Raw genomic sequence first — 2,554 nt, 5'->3', positions numbered from 1 at the left:
TGGCCCCCGACCACACCTGGCTCTACATGAACCTCGTACCCAGGGCCTGAAGAGACCTGTCATGAGCGTGCCTGACCGGCAACCGGCCCCGCTCGTGGCCGTAGGTGCGCAGGTGGTTGATCCAGCACACGGTGGCCGCCGTTCCCGGCGGATCGGGGCCCCGGACGCCACATCGTCGGCTCCTCGGGAGGCACAGTGGCCTCGGAATCAGCTGCCGGCCGCACACTGGCCATCCGCCTGCTGCGCTCCTGCACCGCGGCAGGGATGTCATGCAACGGCATGATCACCAGGCCAGGGTATTGCCGGCCGCCCAGACGCCCCCTCGACCGCAAGACAGAGGCATTGACAACCACCCCACCGAAATGAAAATGTAACGGAACGTCACATCCGGGGTACCTCGAAGCTGAGCCGTCTCAGGGATCTTCCCGCTCCGCGCCGAGACCCGCGCGGCCACTAGGAGCGGTGTCATGCCCTTGAATCCACGGGCTCACACCAACCGGCTCCGGCTTCGCAAATGCCTCGAGACCTTTCCGATCAGGGTCACGTTCCGACGAGAAATGGCTTTACGAGGCGCCGCCCTGCAACGGGCCGGGTGGGCGTTTGGTTGCCGAACAATGGACCTTTACGCACAGCCGAGGCCGACCACTGCTTGTGAATGTGAACCCGTACATCACATTCACGCGTTCAGTTCGTAACATCCGGAGGATGGACGATGCCTACAATCGGATCGGCGGTAGCGAGGTCCCAGTCAGTCCGTGACGTCGGCGCTGGGCTGGGTTGGCTGGCGCAGCCAGCTGGCCGGTCTCTCACTATCGAGTATCCCGAACAAGCCAGTGAGGCGATCGCTCATGCCTATTCGCCAGCCAAGCTGGAGGTCAGGGGACCGGCTCGCGACTTCGAGCTCGAGCTGCACCTCACCGCGCTCCCCGGGCTGAATCTGGGACACATACGATTTGGGACCGACGTGCGAGTGGTCGCGCCCCCTCCATCCTGCTACGTGATCTGCATTGCGTCAACTGGCGCCCTGCGTGTCGGTTCACGACTCGAATCTCGCATTGTCATGGGCACCCAAGGTGTCGTCCTGGGGGACCCTGAATCCCCGGCGTTCTTCGAGGAATGGAGTCCGGAATGTGATTTGATGTCTGTCCGGATCGGACAACACGAGCTCGAGAAGCGCCTTACTGTCCTCCTTGGCCGTCAACCGACCACGCCCGTGCGCTTTGATCTGCCGCTCGATCTCACCACCCCTGGAGCAGCGTCGCTGACCAGAGCGTTGAGGCTGCTGCACGACGAGGCGGCGGGACCGGGCGGCTTGTTGCTCCAGGCCCCCGCTGCTGCGGGCCTCGCCGAGTTCGTCATCACCACCCTGCTCGTTTCCCAGCCGAACAACTATTCGGAAGCACTTCATGCTCCACCGGTGGCAGCACCGGCCGGGCCAGTGCGGGCTGCACAGGAGCTCATCGATGTCGAACCACTCAGCGTCGACACGGTCGGCCAACTGGCTGCCGCGGTCCACGTCAGTGTGCGCGCTCTGGAGGAGGGCTTCCGCAAGCATTTGGGAACGCCCCCGATGGCGTACCTGCGCAAGGTGCGTCTCGCGCGGGTGCACGACGACCTAATAGTCGGCGATCCGCAGGAACGGACGGTCGCTTCCATCGCCCGCAGTTGGGGGTTCACTCACCTTGGCCGGTTTGCCCAGATCTATCGGGAACGGTACGGCGAACTTCCCGCAGAAACGCTTCGCAGGACGCCATAAGCTGAGGCGGCATGCGCGGACCTCTCCACTTACCGACCTCTCCGCTTAGTACTGCAACGGCAGTTGATCAGTCGGGTGGTCGTTCGCCGCGTCGCCGGTAGTGGCAGTCGCGGGCCTGTTGCTGGCGTTCGCGGCGCCAGTGCGACCAGTGCATGACGTGGTCGAGGCAGGCGTGCGGTGCGAAGGCGAGGGCGGCGAGGAGGCGGCGGATCTCGTTGGCCGACAACCGATCAGCGTGCGCCGACCGGCACTGGATCCCCCTTTTCGGCCTCGCCGCGGTTCTCGTGGGCGCGGGTGATGGCGAGGTAGGCCGCGGCGAGCATCGCGAGGGTGATGTGGGCGTGCCAGGCCCGGTAGGACCGGACTTGGTAGTGGTCGAGCCCGGCTTCGTTCTTCGCGGTCTGGAAGCACTCCTCGATCGCCCAGCGAGCCCCGGCGGCCCGGACCAGCTCCCGTAACGGGGTGTCGGAGGGTGCTGCGCAGCGGTAGAACGCCAGCTCACGCACCGTCTTGCCCTCGGGCGCCTCGGTCTGGCGGCGGACCAGCAGCCAGTGTCCCCAGCCGGCTGGCAGGTCCGTGGTGTCGAGGGCGACGGCGGTCCAGTCGTAGACCCGCTCACCGTGAGCGCCCGGGCCGATCGAGCGCCGCTCCCACCCGGTCTGCCCGGTGTCGGGATCCCGCGCCCCGGCGATGGTGGCGAGGACCTTCGCGGGGCGGCGGTTGCCGTCCGGGGTGGTCGGCATGTCGTCGCTGCGGGTGGCGAGCACGAACGGGATCTCCCGCTCGGCCAGCCACTCG

2 protein-coding genes and 1 pseudogene are annotated in these 2,554 nt (G+C 66.4%); 1 reads left to right on the top strand and 2 read right to left on the bottom strand.

Going from position 1 to position 2,554, the window contains the following annotated elements:
• The first annotated feature begins 712 nt into the window (after window positions 1-712).
• Entirely contained in the window at window positions 713-1,756 is a 1,044-nt protein-coding gene (locus ABD993_RS33845) for an AraC family transcriptional regulator (protein ID WP_345427316.1), read from the top strand.
• Between the two features lie 67 nt (window positions 1,757-1,823).
• Here ABD993_RS33845 and ABD993_RS33840 read toward each other — a convergent pair whose 3' ends face one another.
• Both ABD993_RS33840 and ABD993_RS33835 read right to left on the bottom strand, forming a co-directional pair.
• The gene (locus ABD993_RS33840) at window positions 1,824-1,982 is read right to left on the bottom strand and encodes a hypothetical protein (protein WP_345427314.1); all 159 of its coding nucleotides are present in this window, start codon (window positions 1,980-1,982) and stop codon (window positions 1,824-1,826) included.
• A gap of 4 nt (window positions 1,983-1,986) precedes the next feature.
• Window positions 1,987-2,554: pseudogene (locus tag ABD993_RS33835) on the bottom strand (IS701 family transposase); the annotation flags it as partial.

Source organism: Pseudonocardia xishanensis (assembly GCF_039541715.1).
Taxonomy (GTDB): Bacteria; Actinomycetota; Actinomycetes; order Mycobacteriales; family Pseudonocardiaceae; genus Pseudonocardia; species Pseudonocardia xishanensis.
The sequence above is the reverse complement of the archived record's forward strand: the minus strand, read 5'-3'. Positions and strand labels throughout refer to the sequence as shown.